Annotated in this window: 20 protein-coding genes and 1 riboswitch; of the genes, 8 read left to right on the top strand and 12 right to left on the bottom strand. The window is 68.7% G+C overall.

Annotated features, from left to right (window positions below):
* Positions 1-10: 10 nt before the first annotated feature.
* Positions 11-292, bottom strand: a complete 282-nt coding sequence (locus SB816_RS26685) for a UxaA family hydrolase (RefSeq protein ID WP_026385179.1) — start codon at positions 290-292, stop codon at positions 11-13.
* 182 nt (positions 293-474) lie between these two features.
* Here SB816_RS26685 and SB816_RS26680 point away from each other — a divergent pair, with 182 nt between their 5' ends.
* The 4 genes from SB816_RS26680 (at position 475) to SB816_RS26665 (ending at position 4,682) form a co-directional block, all read left to right on the top strand.
* Positions 475-1,230 carry a GntR family transcriptional regulator gene (locus SB816_RS26680; protein ID WP_054503569.1) on the top strand — a complete coding sequence of 252 codons (756 nt, stop codon included), beginning with the start codon at positions 475-477 and terminating at the stop codon, positions 1,228-1,230.
* A 148-nt stretch (positions 1,231-1,378) separates the two neighbouring features.
* A riboswitch (SAM riboswitch) is annotated at positions 1,379-1,460 on the top strand.
* Positions 1,450-2,721 carry a homoserine O-succinyltransferase MetX gene (locus tag SB816_RS26675; RefSeq protein ID WP_054503568.1) on the top strand — a complete coding sequence of 424 codons (1,272 nt, stop codon included), beginning with the start codon at positions 1,450-1,452 and terminating at the stop codon, positions 2,719-2,721. (Overlaps the previous riboswitch by 11 nt.)
* A complete protein-coding gene (gene metW / locus SB816_RS26670; protein WP_054503567.1) occupies positions 2,718-3,332 on the top strand; it encodes a methionine biosynthesis protein MetW in 615 nt (204 codons plus the stop codon). Before SB816_RS26675 ends, metW begins: the two co-directional genes overlap by 4 nt.
* Before the next feature lie 69 nt (positions 3,333-3,401).
* Positions 3,402-4,682: a muropeptide transporter gene (locus tag SB816_RS26665; RefSeq protein ID WP_410547765.1), complete on the top strand. Its 1,281-nt coding sequence runs from the start codon at positions 3,402-3,404 to the stop codon at positions 4,680-4,682.
* 36 nt (positions 4,683-4,718) lie between these two features.
* On the opposite strand, the gene SB816_RS26660 is transcribed toward SB816_RS26665, so the two are convergent.
* Positions 4,719-5,588: a universal stress protein gene (locus SB816_RS26660; protein WP_054503566.1), complete on the bottom strand. Its 870-nt coding sequence runs from the start codon at positions 5,586-5,588 to the stop codon at positions 4,719-4,721.
* A gap of 232 nt (positions 5,589-5,820) precedes the next feature.
* Between SB816_RS26660 and SB816_RS26655 the strand changes: the two genes are divergently transcribed.
* Positions 5,821-6,459 carry a trimeric intracellular cation channel family protein gene (locus tag SB816_RS26655; protein WP_054503565.1) on the top strand — a complete coding sequence of 213 codons (639 nt, stop codon included), beginning with the start codon at positions 5,821-5,823 and terminating at the stop codon, positions 6,457-6,459.
* A 109-nt stretch (positions 6,460-6,568) separates the two neighbouring features.
* Complete coding sequence (locus tag SB816_RS26650) at positions 6,569-7,270, top strand: GntR family transcriptional regulator (protein WP_081273474.1); 702 nt, start codon at positions 6,569-6,571, stop codon at positions 7,268-7,270.
* A 6-nt stretch (positions 7,271-7,276) separates the two neighbouring features.
* On the opposite strand, the gene SB816_RS26645 is transcribed toward SB816_RS26650, so the two are convergent.
* From SB816_RS26645 to SB816_RS26630, 4 genes are read right to left on the bottom strand one after another with little or no spacing between them, the layout of a single operon-like run.
* Positions 7,277-8,044, bottom strand: coding sequence for a LamB/YcsF family protein (locus SB816_RS26645; protein ID WP_064524919.1), 768 nt, complete (start codon positions 8,042-8,044; stop codon positions 7,277-7,279).
* Between the two features lie 56 nt (positions 8,045-8,100).
* Positions 8,101-9,102, bottom strand: a complete 1,002-nt coding sequence (locus SB816_RS26640) for a biotin-dependent carboxyltransferase family protein (protein WP_410547764.1) — start codon at positions 9,100-9,102, stop codon at positions 8,101-8,103.
* Positions 9,099-9,833, bottom strand: a complete 735-nt coding sequence (pxpB, locus tag SB816_RS26635) for a 5-oxoprolinase subunit PxpB (RefSeq protein ID WP_064524906.1) — start codon at positions 9,831-9,833, stop codon at positions 9,099-9,101. The genes SB816_RS26640 and pxpB overlap by 4 nt, the downstream gene beginning before the upstream one ends.
* A gap of 24 nt (positions 9,834-9,857) precedes the next feature.
* Entirely contained in the window at positions 9,858-10,289 is a 432-nt protein-coding gene (locus tag SB816_RS26630; RefSeq protein ID WP_054503561.1) for a VOC family protein, read from the bottom strand.
* Positions 10,290-10,429: 140 nt separating this feature from the next.
* On the opposite strand from SB816_RS26630, the gene SB816_RS26625 reads away from it, so the two are divergent.
* Positions 10,430-11,305, top strand: coding sequence for a LysR substrate-binding domain-containing protein (locus tag SB816_RS26625; protein WP_054503768.1), 876 nt, complete (start codon positions 10,430-10,432; stop codon positions 11,303-11,305).
* 72 nt (positions 11,306-11,377) lie between these two features.
* Positions 11,378-11,962, top strand: coding sequence for an HD domain-containing protein (locus SB816_RS26620; RefSeq protein WP_175143730.1), 585 nt, complete (start codon positions 11,378-11,380; stop codon positions 11,960-11,962).
* Between the two features lie 123 nt (positions 11,963-12,085).
* Here the strand turns inward: SB816_RS26620 and serA are convergent, their stop codons facing one another.
* The 6 genes from serA to SB816_RS26590 all read right to left on the bottom strand — a co-directional run.
* Entirely contained in the window at positions 12,086-13,285 is a 1,200-nt protein-coding gene (gene serA / locus SB816_RS26615) for a phosphoglycerate dehydrogenase (RefSeq protein ID WP_054503557.1), read from the bottom strand.
* Between the two features lie 135 nt (positions 13,286-13,420).
* A complete protein-coding gene (locus SB816_RS26610; protein WP_410547763.1) occupies positions 13,421-13,891 on the bottom strand; it encodes a DUF411 domain-containing protein in 471 nt (156 codons plus the stop codon).
* 18 nt (positions 13,892-13,909) lie between these two features.
* Positions 13,910-14,923 (bottom strand): copper resistance protein B, encoded by a 1,014-nt coding sequence (locus SB816_RS26605; RefSeq protein WP_410547762.1) that lies wholly within the window; start codon positions 14,921-14,923, stop codon positions 13,910-13,912.
* A gap of 18 nt (positions 14,924-14,941) precedes the next feature.
* Positions 14,942-16,738, bottom strand: coding sequence for a copper resistance system multicopper oxidase (locus tag SB816_RS26600; RefSeq protein WP_410547761.1), 1,797 nt, complete (start codon positions 16,736-16,738; stop codon positions 14,942-14,944).
* 18 nt (positions 16,739-16,756) lie between these two features.
* On the bottom strand, positions 16,757-17,251 hold the full coding sequence (locus SB816_RS26595; protein ID WP_054503326.1) for a plastocyanin/azurin family copper-binding protein: 495 nt from the start codon (positions 17,249-17,251) through the stop codon (positions 16,757-16,759).
* Positions 17,252-17,325: 74 nt separating this feature from the next.
* Positions 17,326-17,959: ATP-binding protein (locus tag SB816_RS26590; RefSeq protein WP_410547760.1), on the bottom strand; the 634-nt coding region annotated here is incomplete at its 5' end.

Raw genomic sequence — 17,959 nt, 5'->3', positions numbered from 1 at the left:
AAGGATCGGCTTACCAGCGCTTGGTCTTGATGTTGTGCACGTGGGCGTGCTGGCCGGCCTGGATCGGCGCGACCACGCGGCCGATGTCCACGCCGTACTTGTAGACCGTGTCGCCCACGGCCATGTCCTTCATCGCGACCTTGTGGCCGATGGGGATGTCCTGCGAGGCCCGCACATGGATGATCTTGTCCTCGTCCATGATCCAGGCATTGAGCTCCGTTCCGGCGGTCAGGCCTTCCACCACGGCGACCGCCACCGTGTCCTTGGCATCGTGCAATACGGCGTGAATCATCGTCTTCCTCTCCTGGGTGAGCGCCGCGGCGGAGTGCCGCGGGCGCTTCGGATCACAACGTCCGGCAAATCTTAGGGCGGGCTTTTTTGCATGTCAACTAAATCATATATATGAATTGTATGACTTGAGCGAGGCCCGCTCGCGCCGCTACACTGGAGGCCCGGATTTATTGCGATGCACCCATGAACACCAGCCTGTCATCGACTGTGCCTTTGGGCAGTCCCTTGTACGAGCAGGTCAAGCAGGCCGTGCTTGCCGCGCTGGCCCAAGGCGAATGGAAGCAGGGCGAGGCGATTCCGCCGGAAAAGAACCTGGCCGAGCGTTTCGGCGTGTCGATCGGCACGCTGCGCAAGGCGATCGACGAACTGGCCGCCGAGAACATCCTGGTGCGCCACCAGGGCCGCGGCACCTATGTGGCGGTGCACACCCGCAACCACCACTTCTTCAAGTTCTTCCGCATCCTGCGCCAGGACGGCCACAAGTCGTACCCGACCACCGAGCTGCTGCGCTTTCGTCGCGTCAAGGCCTCGGCCGAGGCGCGCGACAAGCTGGGGCTGCCGGCCGGCGCCTACGTGTTCGAGTTCCTCAACATGCTGTCGCTGAACGGCGACGTGGTCATGGTCGATGACATCTGCCTGCCGGAATCGCGCTTTCCCGGCATGACCGAGGCGCACCTGCGCGAGCGCGCCAGCACGCTGTATGCGCTGTACCAGGATGTGTTCGGCGTCAACGTCATCGCCACCGACGAACGCCTGCGCACCTGCCTGGCGGACCGCGCCCATGCGCGCTGGCTGGGCGTGGCCGAGGGCGCGGCGCTGCTGGAGATCCGGCGCGTGGCTTATTCGTACAACCGCCAGCCGGTCGAATGGCGCATCTCGCGCGTCAATACCGAACGCTACGAATACCTGGGCCATGAGCCCTGGGAGGCGGGGGCCTGAGGGCCAGCGCGTTCCGGAGCCGGCCCGGGCGGCAGGCAAGGGGCTGGCTTGCCGGCGCCGGCCTCCATGCGATCGGGGCGCCGACGGCCGCCGCGCCGCGCGCTTGCCGTCCCCGCCGCCAGCAGTGCTAGAATTCCTGCCGCACTATCCAATTTTCGGCGCCGATTTGCCTGATCCGCTTGCGGGCGCCTTCCAATAAATCCAGCTAAAGAGGTCCGTATGACCACTCCTGCCCAACATTTGGCCGGTGATTCGGCCAGCGCCGCGCTCGCGACCCTGCCCGCCGCCACTCTCACGCAGTCCGATGCCGCTGATCCCGGTTCCGTCGGACTGGTCGCTCCCGTCTTCCTGCGTTTCGACGAGCCGCTGCCGTTGCTCAGCGGCCAGTCGCTGGCCAGCTACGAGCTGGCGGTCGAGACCTATGGCACGCTCAACGCCGCGCGCAGCAATGCGGTGCTGATCTGCCACGCCCTGAACGCCTCGCACCACGTGGCCGGCCAGGCCGCCGACAGCCCCAGCGACGTCGGCTGGTGGGACAACATGGTGGGTCCCGGCAAGCCGGTCGACACCAACGTGTTCTTCGTCATCGGCGTCAACAACCTGGGCTCGTGCTTCGGCTCGACCGGCCCGGCCAGCATCAATCCGGAGACCGGCAAGCCCTGGGGCGCCGCCTTTCCGGTGCTGACGGTGGAGGACTGGGTGCAGGCGCAGGCGCGGGTCGCGGACCACTTCGGCATCGAACGCTTCGCCGCCGTGATGGGCGGGTCGCTGGGTGGCATGCAGGCGCTGAGCTGGGCCATCACGCTGCCCGAGCGCGTGGCCCATTGCGTGGTCATCGCCAGCACGCCGCGCCTGTCGGCGCAGAACATCGGCTTTAACGAAGTGGCGCGGCGCGCCATCATCACGGATCCGGATTTCCATGGCGGCGACTATTACGCGCAGGAAACCGTGCCGCGCCGCGGCCTGTCGGTGGCGCGCATGATCGGCCACATCACCTACCTGTCCGACGACGACATGGCCGAGAAATTCGGCCGCGCCCAGCGCGAACCCGCCGCCAACGGCGCCTACCGCTACGGCTACGACGTCGAGTTCGAGGTCGAGTCGTATCTGCGTTACCAGGGCGAGAAGTTCACCCGCTATTTCGACGCCAACACCTACCTGCTGATCACCCGCGCGCTGGATTATTTCGATCCGGCGCGCAAGACCGGCGGCGACCTGGCGCGCGCGCTGGCGCCGGCCAAGGCCGACTTCCTGCTGGTGTCGTTCAGCACCGACTGGCGTTTCCCGCCGGAGCGCTCGCGCGAGATCGTGCGCGCCCTGCTCAAGAACGGCAGCCCGGTCACCTATGCCGAGATCGACGCGCCGCATGGGCATGACGCCTTCCTGCTGGACGACGCGCGCTACCATGCCGTGGTGCGCGGCTATTACGAGCGCATCGCCCGCGAGCTGGCGTTGACCGGCGCCACCCAGACCGAAGGACGCTCCGCATGACTCCTGTGACTCCCCGTCCGGCCCTCGTTGCGCTGCGTCCCGACCTGGCGCGCATCGCCAGTTGGATCGAACCCGGCAGCCGGGTGCTGGACCTGGGCTGCGGCGACGGCGCGCTGCTGGCGCACCTGCGCGACCATCGCCAGGTGCGCGGCGCCGGCGTCGAACTGGACGACACCTGCGTCATCGCCTGCGTGCGGCGCGGCGTCGAGGTGATCCAGCAGAACCTGGAAGACGGCCTGGCGCTGTTCGACGACAAGCAATTCGATACCGTGGTGCTGTCGCAGACGCTGCAGTCGATGCATCGCACCGAGCACATCCTGCGCGAAATGGCGCGGGTGGCGCGCTACGGCGTGGTGTCGTTTCCCAACTTCGGCTACTGGCCGCACGGCTGGGCCATCCTGCGCGGGCGCATGCCGGTGACGGGCCAGATGCCGTACCAGTGGTACAACACGCCCAACATCCACCTGTGCACGCTGCGCGATTTCGAGCAGTTGGCCGGCGAACTCGGCCTGCGCATCCTGGAGCGCGCCACCTTCAACGAGGGGCGCGAGATCAAGGCCTTTCCGAGCTGGCGCAGCACGCTGGCGGTGTACCGCTTCGCTTCGCCCTGACATTCTGAAACGCAGGCTGACGGCCCGGGCGCCAGCGCCTAAAATGCCGCAAGCCCGCCGTGCCCGCCCGTGCGCCCGGCCGGGCCGTTTCAGGAGACCGTCATTACCGCTGTATCCAACGTCTACACCAGTCCCCGCGTCGCGCCCCTGCTGGTCCTGGGGTTCGCCAGCGGATTGCCGCTGGCCCTGACCAGCGGCACCCTGCAGGCCTGGGCCACGGTGGCCGGCGTGCCCTTGCAGCAGATCGGTTTCCTGACCCTGGTGGGCACCGCCTACACGCTCAAGTTCCTGTGGGCGCCGCTGGTGGACCGCTATGCGCCGCCGCTGCTGGGCCGGCGCCGCGGCTGGATGCTGGTGACACAGGTGCTGCTGGCGCTGGCGATCATGGTCATGGGCACGCTGTCGCCGTCTTCGGCGCTGCAGACGCTGGCCCTGCTGGCGGTGCTGGTGGCGTTCCTGTCGGCCACCCAGGACATCGCCTTCGACGCCTATTGCACCGACGTGCTGCGCAAGGAAGAGCGCGGCGCCGGCGCCGCCATCAAGGTCATGGGCTACCGGGTGGCGATGATCGTCTCGGGTGGTCTGGCGCTGATCCTGGCCGACCAGTGGATCGGCTGGGGCAATACCTATGTGGTGATGGGCGGCCTGATGCTGCTGTGCGCGCTGGCGACGCTGTGGGCGCCCGAGCCGGAGCACGTGGCCAAGCCGCCGCGCAGCCTGGGCGAGGCCGTGTCGGCGCCCTTGCAGGAATTCTTCACCCGGCGCGGCGCCCTGGCGGTGCTGCTGCTGATCGTGCTGTACAAGCTGGGCGACGCCTTTGCCGGCGCGCTCTCGACCACTTTCCTGATCCGCGGCGCCGGCTACACGCCCACCGAGGTCGGCGCGGTCAACAAGGTCATGGGCATGGCCGCGACCGTGGTCGGCGCGCTGGCCGGCGGACTCATCATGTCGCGCTGGACGCTGTACCGCTCGCTGGTGGTGTTCGGCCTGCTGCAGGCGGTGTCCAACCTGGGCTACTGGCTGATCGCGGTCAGCCCCAAGAGCATCTGGCTGATGGGCGCGGCGGTCGGGCTGGAAAACCTGTGCGGCGGCCTGGGCACGGCGGCGTTCGTCGGGCTCCTGATGGCCCTGTGCCGTCAGCGTTTCTCGGCCACGCAGTTCGCGCTGCTGTCGGCCTTGTCGGCCGTGGGCCGGACCTATCTGGCCGGGCCATTGACGCCGCCACTGGTGGAGCACCTGGGCTGGCCCGGGTTCTTCCTGGTGACGGTGGTCATCGCGCTGCCGGGGCTGTTGCTGCTGTATCTGCTGCGCGGCCGCATCGAGGCCATGATGCAGGACGGCGACGCCTGACGCCAGGCCCGCCGGGGCCCGGCGCCAGGGCGGGGGTTACGCCTCTTCGGTCAGGCGCACGATCAGCACGTCGCTCGGCAGGGCTTCCAGCAGGCGCTCGGCAACGCTGCCGATGGCCGTGCGCAGCAGGCCGGTGCGGCCATGGGTGCCCGTGACGACCAGGTCGGAACGGTGGTTGAACGAGTATTCCGACAGCACCGTCTCCGGCTGGCCGCATTCCAGCACCACCTTGGGCGGCGCCACGTTGGCCAGTTCCGGCGTTTCGGCGATGAATTCGCGCGAGCTCTGCTCGGCCGCGTGATAAAAGCTGCGGGTCACCGCATCGTCCGGCACGTTCTTGCCCTGGAACGGCACATCGTAGGCATGGAACAGCGTCAGGTCGGCGTTGGGCACCAGTTGCAGCGCGGCGCGCAGCGCCCGGCGCGAGCCGGCCGAGAAGTCGGTAGCCACCAGCACGTCGCGGTACGGCTTGCGCGGCCGGTTCTTGACCACCAGCACCGGCTGGCGCGCCTGGCGCGCCAGCTTCTCTACCGTGGTGCCCAGCAGCAGACGGCCGAGGGTCTCGTCGCGGGCGATGCCGGCGATGATCAGCGAGCAGCCGAAGCTGTCGGCGGTTTCCATGATGCGCACCAGCGGATCACCCGAGACCACCACGACTTCGGTGGCGACGCCGGCGTTGGCGAGGTCCTCGGCCAGCTCGCGTTCGGCCACCGCCTTGTGGTCGGCGGCCAGGCGGCGCCAGACCGGCGTGGTCAGGCGCGGCGACACGCCGTGACTTTCCATCACGTGCAGCACGACCAGCTTGGTATCGAGTTCCTTGGCCAGTTGCAGCGCGCGATCGAGGGCGCGATCGCCCCGCGCGCTGAGGTCCGTGGCCAGTAGGATGGGGCCAGGTTGTTGCGACATACGTTTCTCCCGATATGGGGCCCGCCGGTGGCTCCCGCTAGCCCGCCGGTGGCCGAAATCGCCCTTGCGGGCACATCCCCATTGTCCCGCCGGGGCATGGACAGGGGCTTGACCGATATCAACGCGCTTTCAGGGTAAGGGAGGATCCGGCGGGGAGCAATCGCCCGGGCCGTGGGCTGTCAATACAATGGGGCCTGCCGCGCCGCGGCTTCGTCCATCGCCCACCTGTTTCATGTTCTACGACCTTTCTCCTGCCCTGCTGCACACCCTGTACCTGGTCGCCATCGTGGCCGAAGCGATGACGGCGGCGCTATCGGCCGGCCGGCGCGACATGGACTGGATGGGCGTCTGCATCATCGCCTGCGTCACCGCGCTGGGCGGAGGCTCGCTGCGCGACGTGCTGCTGGGCCACTATCCGCTGACCTGGGTGGTGCACCCCGAATACCTGTGGATGACGGCGGGCGCGGCCTTGCTGACCGCCCTGATCGCGCCGGTGATGCGGCGCCTGCGCAGTGTGTTCCTGCTGGCGGACGCGCTGGGCCTGGTGGCGTTCACGGTCATCGGCTGCCAGGTGGCGCAACTGATGCAACTGCCGATCACGGTCGTGCTGATCAGCGGCATGATCACCGGCTGCGCCGGCGGGGTATTGCGCGACGTGCTCTGCAACGAGGTGCCGCTGCTGTTCCGCAAGGAACTGTACGCCAGCGTGTCGGTGGTGACCGGCGGGCTCTACCTGGGCGCGCAGGCTCTGGGAATGCCGGCCAACGCGGCAGTGCCGGTGGCGCTGGCGGTCGGTCTGGCGCTGCGCCTGCTGGCCCTGCGCTTCAATTGGCAGATGCCGAAGTTTGTCTATCGGGACGACTGGCACTGAGCGGACCGCGCGCGATTTCCTGCAACAATTTTCCTATTTGTGTTTCAATAAATTTCTAGTATCTTGTCGCTGTCGCAATACTTGCATCACGCAGTACAAGGGGAGCCGATTGGACGTCAAAGCGCCCGCCACGATTCCGTACTTCCTACAGGAACAGATTCGTGAGTTGATAGTGGATGGCACTATCAGGCCCGGGCAGCCGTTGCGGGAACAGGAACTGGAGCAGCGTTTCGGCACCAGCCGCAGTCCCATCCGGGAAGCGCTGCGTCTGCTGGAACTGAGCGGCCTGGTGACGCATGTCCAGCGCAAGGGCTTCCGGGTCACCCTGTATTCCGAAACCCAGATCCGCCACCTCTACAAGTTGCGCGCGGAACTGGAAGCCTATTGCATCCGCCAGGTTGCCGAGATCGACGACATCTCGCCCCTGGTGGCCGAGCTGCGCAGCTATGACGAGGCGATCGCCGCCGCCATGGCCAAGCGCGACGTGCGCGCCTATATCGCCGCGCTGCGCGAGTTCTACCTGGCCGGCGCCCGTTTCACCGGCAATGCGCCGCTGGCGGACGTGCTGACCAAGCTGTACGAGCAGGTCGAGCCGCTGCGCTACCTGCTGGCCCGGCAGACGATGGCGTCGAACAACCTGCAGACCTACACCCAGGGCATCACGCAGGCGCTGGACAAGCGCGATTTCGACCGCGCCGCCGAGCTGACGCGCAACTACGTGATCGATGTGCTGCCAGGCATCCTGCGGGCCTACCACGAGGCCTCGCAGCAGGATGCGGAAGAGTCGGCGCCGCGCTTCGGGCGCGGCTAGGGCGGCTTAGCCGCGCGCCGGCGTGCGCACGGCGATGCCGGCCCGTTCTAGCGCTTCGCGGATGGCGCGGGCGAACACCAGCGCATTGGGCTGGTCGCCGTGGATACAGAGCGTGTCGGCCTGCACGGGCACGTCCTTGCCGTCGACCGAACGCACCTTGCCTTCCCGGACCATGCGCACCACTTGCGCGACCGCCTGGTCGACATCCTCGATCATGGCGCCGGCGCGGGTGCGCGGCGTGAGCGAGCCGTCGTCCTGGTAGGAACGGTCGGCGAAGACCTCGTTGGCCGCCGCCAACCCGATGGCGCGCGCGGCGTCGACCAGCTTGCTACCGGCCAGCCCGTACAGGAGCAGCGAGGCGTCGACGTCCTTGACCGCCTGGCAGATGGCGCGCGCCAGGCCCTCGTCCTTGGCGGCCATGTTGTAGAGCGCGCCATGCGCCTTGACGTGGTGCAGCCGCGCGCCTTGCGAGGCGGCCACGCCGGCCAGCGCACCGATCTGGTAGACCGTGATGTCGTAGGCCTCGTCCGGCGTGATCGGAATCGCGCGGCGGCCGAAGCCGACCAGGTCGTGCAGGCTGGGGTGCGCGCCCAGCGCCACGCCTTGCTTGAGGGCGGCGGCCACGGTCTTGCGCATGGTGGCGGGATCGCCGCCATGAAAGCCGCAGGCAATGTTGGCCGAGCTGACGAAGGCCAGCACCGCGGCGTCGTTACCCATGCTCCAGGCGCCATAGCTTTCGCCCATGTCGCAGTTCAGGTCGATGCTTGTGCTCATGATGAGGTTCCTGTGGAGTTTCGGGCTGTTATTCGGGGGGCGCGTGCGAGCTGGCCTCACGGGTGGCCAGGTCCCAGCAGCGCGCGCAGCGGCGCCAGCGCGTCCAGCAACTGGGCGAAGGCGCGTTCGCGCTCGCCGTCCAGGCGTTGCGCCTCGTCGAGTTCGATCATGGCGAACCGCAGCGCGCCTCCCGGCGCATACTGCGCTAGCAAGGGCAGGTCGACGGTGGCGATCTGCGCGATCTTGGGGTAGCCCCCGGTGGTCTGACGGTCGGCCATGAGAATGATGGCCTCGCCGCCAGAGGGCACCTGCACGGTGCCGAAACTGGCGGCCTCCGACAGCATCTGGCGCGGCTGGCTCATGGACAGCGCCGGGCCCTGCAGGCGGTAGCCCATGCGGTCGGACTGCGGGCTGATGCGGAATTCCGCGCCGCCGAAGGCGTGGCGGGAGGCTTCGGAGAATTCCTGCCACTGCATGCCGGGCAGGAAGCGGATGGTGTCGCGTTGCTTGTTGCCGAGCGCGCCGGGCAGGTAGATGCGCAGGTCCCACAGGGCCTTTTGCAACGCATCGAGGTCGCGGCCGGCAAGCGTGTGGCGCAGGCCGACCTGGTCGCCCTTGGCCAGCGCGCGGCCTTCGAAGCCGCCGAAGCCGCTGCGCAGATAGGTGGTTTCGCTGCCCATCACCGGCGCCAACGCAAAGCCGCCGTGCACCGCCAGATAGGCGCGCACGCCGTTGGCTGGCCGCGCGCCAAAGGCCAGCGTGTCGCCGGCGCGGGCGACCAGCGGCCGGTGCTGGGGGATGTCCTGACCGTTGAGCGTGGCGCCCAGGTCGGCGCCCGCCAGCGCGAAGCAGGCCGGCGCGTCGAAGCGCAGCGTCGGGCCGGTCAGGGTCATTTCCAGCGTGGCGGGATCGCCGGTGTTGCCGGCGAGCGCGTTGGCCAGGCGATGGGCGCGTTCGTCCATGGCGCCGGCGGCCGGGATGCCCTGGTGCTGGTAGCCCTCGCGGCCGCGGTTCTGGAAGCTGGACAGCATGCCCGGCTTGATGACGGTGAGGCTCACGGCCGGCCCTCCCGCAGGCGTTCGAATTCATCGGGGGTGATGGGCACGAAGCGCACCGAGTCGCCCGGTTGCAAATAGGCGGCGGGGTCGCGCGCGGGGTCGAACATGGTCAGCGGGGTGGCGCCAATGATGTGCCAGCCGCCGGGCAGGCGGTTGGGGTAGATCACGGTCTGGCGGTTGGCGATGGCCACCGCGCCGGGCGGCACGGCGGTGCGCGGCGAGGCGCGCCGCGGCAGGTTCAGTTTTTCGTCGTGCACGCCCAGGTAGGCGTGGCCGGGGGCGAAGCCCAGCATGAACACCATGCTGCGCGGCCCGCTGTGCAGCGCGATGACGTCGTCGGGGGTCAGGCCGGCGGCGCGGGCGACGTCGTCGAGGTCGGGCCCGTGCTCGCCGCCGTAGCAGACCGGCACGTCGACCTCGCGGCCGGCGGCGGCGTCGGCCTGGATGCCGTCGCCCAGCAGCGCCTCAATGCGCGCGGCCAGGTCGGCGTAGGTGGGACCGTTGCCCAGGCCGTCGGGCCGGTAATGCACCGCCACCGCCACGAACGATGGCACCACGTCGGTCACGCCCGGCAGGCCGGCGTCGCGCAGCTTGCGCGCCGCCGCCAGGCAGGTGCGGCCGATGGCGGCGTCGATCTGGTCACCGAAAGAGACGATCAGGCAGCGGTCGCCCTGGGGCTGGATGCGCCAGGCGGTTTCGGCCGGAGAAGAAGTGTCTGATGTAGCGTTCAACGGCACGAAACCTGTAGAGACGGATTACTTGGCGAACAACGAATCCAGGTTCTTGAACGCCTTGAATTCCAGCGCGTTGCCCGACGGGTCCAGGAAGAACATGGTGGCCTGTTCGCCGACTTCGCCCTTGAAGCGGATGTAGGGCTCGATGACGAACTCGGTGCCGGCATCGGTCAGGCGCTTGGCCATGGCTTCCCATTGTTCCATGGAAAGCACCGCGCCGAAATGGCGCACGGGCACATTGTGCGAATCGACCGCGCTGGTGGCCTTGTGGCCGCACTCGCTGGGGGCCAGGTGGGCGACGATCTGGTGGCCGTAGAAGTTGAAGTCGATCCAGTCGGGCGAGCTGCGGCCCTCCGGACAGCCCAGCTTTTCGCCGTAGAAGGCGCGGGCTTCGGCCAGGTCGCGGACCGGGAAGGCCAGGTGGAACGGCGGCAGGTTGGTTTGAGCGGTCATGAAAAGCTCCGGATAAGGCGGAAAAGTAATTCAGAATGCGGACCGTCACCATCGGGGCGTGTCCGGAGTCGATAGTTTATGAATTGTTTTTTTGATTGAAAAACGATATTTTTTGTGTCTTAGCATCGAAAATATTGATCGTGATCAAAGAATTCAAGACCTTCATCGCCGTGGCGCGCGACGGCACCTTCACCGGGGCGGGCGCTCAGTTGGGCCTGACCCAGTCCGCGGTCAGCGCCCAGATCAAGCGCCTGGAGGACTACCTGGGCGTGGCGCTGTTCGACCGCAGCGCGCGCGCCGCCGTGCTGAACGACCATGGCCGCGAGATGCTGCCGCAGGCCGAGGAACTGGTGGCCATGGCCGAGCGCATGGCATCTTCGGCCGGGGCCGGCCATGTCAGCGGCTCGCTGCGCATCGGCGCCATCGCGTCGGTGCAGCAGGACCTGCTGGTGCGGGCGCTGGGCGAGTTCCGCGCCGGCTATCCCGACGTGCGGGTGCGCATCGTGCCAGGGGTGTCGCTGTCGCTGCTGGGGCAGGTCGACGCCGGCGAGGTCGACATGGCGCTGCTGATCCGGCCGCCGTTCGCGCTGCCGCCGGAATTGGGCTGGCAGCCGTTGCTGCGCGAGGAAGTGGTGCTGGCCATGCCGGCCGCGATGGCGTTGGCGCCGTGGCGCGAGGTGTTGGCGTCGCAGCCCTTCATCCGCTACGACCGCGCGTCGTTCGGCGGGCGCGTGGTGGACCTGTTCCTGAAGAAGCAGCGCATCACGGTGCACGAGGCCGTGGAGCTGGACGAGATCGAGGCCATCGCCAACATGGTGCGCCACGGACTGGGCGTGGCGCTGCTGCCGCGCTTGCGCGGCCTGGATACGGATGGCCTGCGGCTGGTGTCGCTGGGCGATGCGGCGTTTCATCGCGAGATCGGCCTCATCGGGCGGTTGCCGTTCGACGCCGGCAGCGTCCGCGGCAAGATGGCGGAATGCCTGGCGCGGGCGGCGGGGGCCACGTTGGCGCCCTGAGCCAGTCAGGGCGGTACAGTGTCGGGAACGCGATCGGCATTCGCGCCAGGACCGCCACCCACGCAGGACACCATGGCATCGACCTCACTGGAAAAACAGCTGCAATTCCTCCGCGAAATCGACCGGCTCAAGACCGTCGTCCGGCAATCGCCGCTGCTGGACCGCAGCCGCAAGGAGAATTCCGCCGAGCACTCCTGGCACCTGGCGCTGTACGCGCTGGTGCTGAGCGAATACGCCAGCGGTCCGGTGGATACCCAGCGGGTCATGCGGATGCTGCTGCTGCACGACGTGGTCGAGATCGACGTCGGCGACCATCCGATCCATGGCGGTTCGTCGGCGGCGTGGCAGGCCGAGCAGGAGGACAAGGCGGCCGAACGGCTGTTCGGCTTGCTGCCTCCGCCGCAGGGCGAAGAGTTCCTGGCGCTGTGGCGCGAATTCGAGCAGGCCGAGAGCGAGGACGCGCGCTTCGCCAAGGCGCTGGACCGCTTCCAGCCGCTGCTGATCAACGTGTTCACGGGCGGCGGCACCTGGACCGAGAACGGCGTGTCGCGCGAGCAGGTGCTGGCCCGCTACGGTCCGGTGATCCAGCGCGGCGCCCCGCAATTGTGGGACGTCTGTGAACGATGGGTGGCGGCGCATTTCGCGGACCGGCCGTAAGGCGGCGGGGACGCGTCGTCGTCCCGGGGGCAAACTTCGGCGTGATTGCGCGCCGGTGCCGTCGGCGCCTCGCCTGCATGAAAAAGGCCCGCGAGAGCGGGCCTGTTTTTGTCCAGAGCGCCTTTACAGCCGGTCGCAACGTACCGTGATCGGGTGATCGCGCAGCGTCGTCATGACCAGGTCGTCGACCTGGCCTTCGACGTCGGTGATCACGTAGCCGATCTGGCCCTTGGTCTGCAGCGTCTGGCTGACGATGTTCAGGCCGTGCTGCGCCATCAGGTTGTCCAGCGTGCCGAGCGCGCCGGGGGCGTTGCGGTGCACGTGCAGGATGCGGGTGGCGCCGGCCGGCTCCAGGTAGGGCAGCTCGGGGAAGTTGACCGCGCCCTTGGTGGTGCCGGCCTGCAGGAAGCGCACCAGCTTCTCGGCCACTTCGCGGCCGATGTTCTCTTGCGATTCCTGCGTGCTGCCGCCGATGTGCGGAGTCAGGATGACGTTGGGCAGGCCGATCAGCGGGCTGGCCAGGGGTTCGTCGGCGCCCTTGGGTTCGGTGGGGAACACATCGAGGGCGGCGCCCGCCAGGTGGCCGGACTTGAGCGCCGCGTGCAAGGCGTCGATGTCGACCACGGTGCCGCGCGAGGCGTTGATGAGGATGGCGCCGCGGCGCATGCGCGCGATGGTCTCCGCATTCATGATGTTTTCGGTCGACTTGCCGCCGGGCACGTGGAGGGTGACCACGTCGGCCTGTTCCAGCAGGTCGTTGAGGGAGCCGGCCGGGCGGGCGTTGCCCAGCGGCAGCTTGGCTTCGACGTCGTGGTAGATGACGCGCATGCCGAGGCTTTCGGCCAGGGTGCTGATCTGCGAGCCGATGTTGCCGTAGCCGACGATGCCGAGCGTCTTGCCGCGGGTCTCGAAGGCGCCGGCGGCGCTCTTGTCCCAGTGGCCGAGATGGACGCGGGCGTTCTTCTCGGGAATGCGGCGCAACAGCAGGATGGCTTCGCCCAGCACCAGCTCGGCGACCGAGCGGGTGTTGGAGAACGGCGCGTTGAACACCGGGATGCCTCGCTGCATGGCGGTGTCGAGGTCGACCTGGTTGGTGCCGATGCAGAAGCAGCCGACCACGCGCAGGTCGGGGCTGCCGGACAGCAGGGCGGCATCCAGGTGGGTACGAGAACGGATGCCCGCGACGTGGGCGCCGCGCAGGGCGTCCTGCAACTGCGCCGGCGGCAGGGCCGCGGCATGCGTGACGATGTCGGTGTAGCCGGCGGCTTCGAAGACGGCGCGGGCGCTCGGGTGGATGTTCTCGAACAGGACGATGTGTGCCATGACTGCCAGGGGTCGGGTGAAGAATGCGTTTTATTTATTGTGGCGCATTTTTGCTGCGGTGCAAGAGGTACCCATTGCCCGGGTGGGGATGAATTGTTTCAGGCGGGTGGCCGGGGCTTGCCCCGGCCCGGTGCTTCAACGATACGCCTGGAACACCTTGGCGCCGCCGCGCTTGTCCACCAGCAGGACATCATGTGGCGTCTTGCGGCCACCGTATTCGGGGCCGTCCATGCCGGGCGAACCCAGCGGCATGCCGGGGGCGGCCAGGCCGGCGGCATCGGGCTTTTCGAGCAGCAGGCGGCGCACGTCGCTGGCCGGCACGTGGCCCTCGATGGCATAGCCGTCCACCACGGCCGTGTGGCACGAGCCATAGTCGGCCATGCCGGCGTTGCGGCGCACCGCGCCGGTGTCCTGCACGTTGTGGGTGGTGACCTCGAAGCCGTTGTCGCGCATGTGCTTGACCCAGTCTTCGCAACAGCCGCAGGTGGGGGTCTTCCAGACCTGCACCTTGGGCGCGGACTGGGCCTGCGCGAGGAGCGGCGCGTACAGGGGCAGGGATAGCGTGGCCGCCAGCAGCAGGCGGGCAGGGTTGAGGATTTTTTTCATGGGTCTCCGCGAGAAGGATCAGAACCAGAAGCGCACGCCCGCCAGCACGGCGGCCTGCGAGCGACCTTGGCCGGCGGCGGAGGCATAGTCCGCGGTGCGGCCGAACTTACGTTCGAAGGATACCCCGACGTAGGGCGCGAACTGGCGCGTGACCTCGTAGCGCAGCCGCAGCGACAGCGAACCGCTGGACAGGCCCGCGCCGATGCCGCGCGCGGGATCGTTGCGGCCGTAGGCGCTGGCCTCGATTTCGGGCGTGAAAATCAGACGTTGGGTAAGCAGCAGGTCATACTCGGCCTTCATGCCCAGCGCGGTGCGGCCGGACGGCCCGGCGTAGGCGGTGGTCTCGAACTCGATGTTGTAGGGCATCACGCCCTCGATCCCGAGCGCGGCCCAGTTGCGCTTGGGGCCGGTGCCGAAGTCGCGCCGCGCGCCCAGTTGCAGGTCCCAGAACGGCGAGATGGCGTGGCTCCAGAAGGCTTCGACCTTGGCTTCGGAGCCGCCGCCGCTTTCGCGCGCGCCTTCGCTCTTGATCACCAGCCGGTCGGTGGCGGTGCCCCACCAGAAGCGGCCATCCCATTCCAGCGCGTTCTGGCCGTCGCGGTTGCGCGACCAGCCGAACTTGTCGAACAGCAGCCGCGATGAAGCGTCCTTGTCCATCATGTGCGGATGGATGCCGTAGCTGTCGTAGCCGCGCGGACCGGCGCCGTCGCTGGACGGCAGGCTGCCGACCGGCGGGGCGGCGGCGGGCGCGCCGTGGTCCATGCCGGGCATGGCGGAATGATCCATGGCGGGCGGCATCGCGGGCTGTGGCTTGGCGCCGTCGTGATTCATGCCTGGCATGGAGGAATGGTCCATGCCGGGTGGCATCGCGGGCTGGGGCGTGGCGCCGCCGTGGTTCATGTCCGGCATCGAGCCATGATCCATGCCGGCGTGGTCGCCCGTGGCCTGGCCGAGGGCCGGCTGGCTGGCCAGGGCCGCCAGCAGGGCGATGGCCAGCACGGCATGGCGGAACGGGGGAAGGGAAGTGCGCATAGTCCGGTTTCTCATCGCCTACTCCACCACGACCGCCCTGAACATGCCGGCCTCCATGTGGTACAGCAGGTGGCAGTGGTAGGCCCAGTTGCCGCGCGCATCGGCGCTGACGCGGTAGCTCAGGCGCTGCGCCGGATTGAGCGACAGGGTGTGCTTGCGCACCTGGAAGGCGCCGTCGGGCGATTCCAGGTCGCTCCACAGGCCGTGCAGGTGGATGGGGTGGGTCATCATGGTGTCGTTGACCAGCACGAAGCGCACGCGCTCGCCATGGCGCAGCACGATGGGCCTGGCGTCGGAGAACTTCACGCCGTTGAACGACCACATGTAGCGTTCCATGTTGCCGGTCAGGTGCAGCTCGATCTCGCGGGTCGGCGCGCGGTTGTCGTCGGGTTCGCGGATCGAGCGCAGGTCGGCGTAGGTCAGCACGCGGCGGCCGTTGTCGCGCAGGCCGATGCCGGGGTCGTCCAGGCGGGTGGAGACCACTTCGGGCAGCATCGAATTGCCGGGGCCGCGTTCCTCGGGATAGGGGTGCCTGACCTCGACGATGCCGCCCTGGTCCGCGCCGCCGCCGTGGGACCTGCCGTGGTCCATGCCGGGCATGGCGCCATGGTTCATGCCGGCCATCGCGCCGGTGGTCGCCTTCGGCGCGGCGCCATGATCCATGCCGCCCATGTCGTGCTTCATGCCCATGTCCATCATGCCGAGCAACTGCGCGCGATCGACGGCCGGCACCTCGGCCTGCATGCCGGGGCGCGGCGCCAGGGTGGCGCGGGCGTAGCCGGAACGGTCCATGGCCTGCGAGAAGATGGTGTAGGCGCGGTCTTCGGCGGGTTCGACGATCACGTCGTAGGTCTCGGCCACGGCGATGCGGAATTCCTCCACGTCGACCGGCCGCACGTCCTGGCCGTCGGCCGCCACCACCGTCATCTTCAGGCCGGGGATGCGCACGTCGAAGTACGTCATGGCCGAGCCGTTGATGAAGCGCAGCCGCACGCGTTCACCCGGCTTGAACAGGCCGGTCCAGTTGCCGGCGGGCGTCGCGCCGTTGGTCAGGAAGGTGTACGTGGCGCCGGAGACGTCCGCCAGGTCGGACGGGTTCATGCGCATCTGTTCCCACATCAGGCGCTCGGACAGCGCCGCCCGCCACCCCTTCTCGCCGGCCTCGCGGATCAGGCTCTCGACGCTGGGCTGGTTGCGGTTGTAGTAGTCGGGCATGGCCTTGAGCTTGTCGAACACCCGCATCGGGTCTTCGTCCGTCCAGTCCGACAGCAGCACGGTGTAGTCGCGGTCCGCGGCGATGGGGTCGCGCCGCTTCGGGTCGATAACGATGGCGCCATACAGGCCGGTCTGCTCCTGGAAACCCGAATGGCTGTGATACCAGTAGGTGCCGCTCTGGCGCACGTCGAAGCGGTAGGTGAAGGTCTGGCCCGGATCGATGCCCGGGAAGCTCAGGCCCGGCACGCCGTCCATTTCCGTGGGCAGCAGGATGCCGTGCCAGTGGATCGAGGTCTGTTCGCGCAGGCGGTTGGTGACGTGCAGCGTGACCGTGTCGCCCTCGCGCCAGCGCAGCAGCGGGGCCGGCACCTGGCCATTGACGGTGGTGGCGATGCGGGCCGCGCCGGTGTAGTTGACCGGCGTCTCGCCGATCTCCAGGTGGAATTCGGTGCCGCGCAGTTCGGCGGGCCCGGCGGCCGCGGCCCGCGCCGCGCGCTGGCCCGCGCCGGCGGCGCGCCAGCCGCCCAGCGCCGCGAGCGCGCCACCGGCGGCCAGCCCCTGCACGAAGCGGCGGCGGGCGGGAATGGGGAGGACTTTCATGACGGATCCGCGGCGGAATTACTGGACCGACACCGCGCCCTTCATGCCGGCGGCGTAGTGGCCGGGCTCCAGGCAGCCGAAGGACACGGTGCCGGCGCGGTCGAACTTCCAGACGATCTGGCCGCTCTTGCCGCCGTCCAGCGACACGGCGTTGGCCTCTTCGTGGCGCATGCCGGGGTCCTTCATCATCATGGCGTAGTGGGCCTGCAGGTCGGCGTCGCTGCCCAGCACCATTTCATGGCGGATGCGGCCCGAGTTGCGCACGTTGAAGCGCACGGTCTCGCCGGCCTTGACCTGCACCTGCGCCGGCGTGAAGCGCATGGCGTCGGTCATGTCGATGTCGATGCTGCGGGTGACGCGGGCGGCGTCGCCGGGCGTGCCGATGGGGGCGGAGGCCGCCGGCATGGCGTGGCCGGCGTGTTCGCCATGGGCGCCGGCCGCGAAGGCGGTGCCGGTGCCCAGCAGGGCGGCCAGGACGGTGATCTGGGTGATGCGGAGCAAAGTGCCGTTCATGCTGTTCCCTTGATGGGGGTTGACCATGAGAGGCACTTTAGGAAAACCGGGGGGACCCGGTTCTGTCGCGAAGATTACTTCTTTGTAATGTTGGCGCCGGCGGTCGTGGGCGCGGGCCCGCGCAGGGTGATGCCGACCACCGTGCCCTCGGGGCCGGAGGCCGCATCGACCTCGCCGCCGTGCATGCGGGCGATGGCGCGCACGATCGCCAGCCCCAGGCCGTGGCCCTCGCTGCGCGGCGCGCGCGCCTGGCCCGAGCGGAAGAAGCGGTCGAAGATGCGCGGCAGGTCGGCCTCGGGGATCGGCGCGCCGGGGTTGCGCACCTCGACCCGCGCGCCGGCCGGCTGCGGCTGGCAGGCCAGCACGATCTCGCCGCCGCGCGGCGTGGCCTTGATGGCGTTGGAGATCAGGTTGGCCAGCGCGCGGCGCACCAGCCCGGGATTGGCGGCGACGACGGCGTCGCCGTCGCAACGCAACGTGACGCCCCTGTCTTCCAGCGCCGCCTCGTAGAAGTCGGCGACGCGCCGGGCCTCGGCGGCCAGCGACACCGGCGCCAGGTCGGCGGCGCGTTCGCCGCGGTCGGCGCGCGCCAGGAACAGCATGTCATTGACCAGCGTCTTCAGGTCTTCCTGCGTCTCCAGGTTGGATTCCAGCGCATCGCGCAGCTCGGCCGCGTCGCGGCCGCTGGACAGGGTTACCTGGGTGCCG

This window comes from Achromobacter sp. SIMBA_011, from assembly GCF_046535435.1.
Lineage (GTDB): Bacteria > Pseudomonadota > Gammaproteobacteria > Burkholderiales > Burkholderiaceae_B > Achromobacter > Achromobacter dolens.
The sequence above is the reverse complement of the archived record's forward strand: the minus strand, read 5'-3'. Positions and strand labels throughout refer to the sequence as shown.